At 40.0% G+C, this 245-nt stretch carries 1 protein-coding gene; it reads right to left on the bottom strand.

Going from position 1 to position 245, the window contains the following annotated elements; all coding sequences use genetic code 11:
• The coding region (locus tag PZE06_RS29450) for a transposase (protein WP_275792602.1) at nt 1–245 on the bottom strand (245 nt) is incomplete at both ends.

Below are 245 nucleotides of genomic sequence, written 5' to 3'. Positions count from 1 at the left end.
GAAGCTCTTTCTTTCCCTCTATGGTATAGCCTAGTATCGTATAAACTGCGTATTTTTTAGTCTCATAGTCATTTCGAATGGTGGTGTATAGGCAATCGACGAAAACAAAAGGATAACAGTTACTCAACGGACGGTTTTGCCACTCCTCTAATTCAGGAAGTACTGCATCTGTAATATCGGATACCATTTCATGAGACACAGAGAAACCATAGATCTCCTCTATCGTAGAAGAGATGTCTCGTTGA

The sequence above is a fragment of the Robertmurraya sp. DFI.2.37 genome (assembly GCF_029211245.1).
Taxonomy (GTDB): domain Bacteria; phylum Bacillota; class Bacilli; order Bacillales; family Cytobacillaceae; genus Robertmurraya; species Robertmurraya methanolica_A.
Note: the sequence above shows the minus strand (reverse complement) of the source record. Positions and strands in the feature narration are given on the sequence as shown.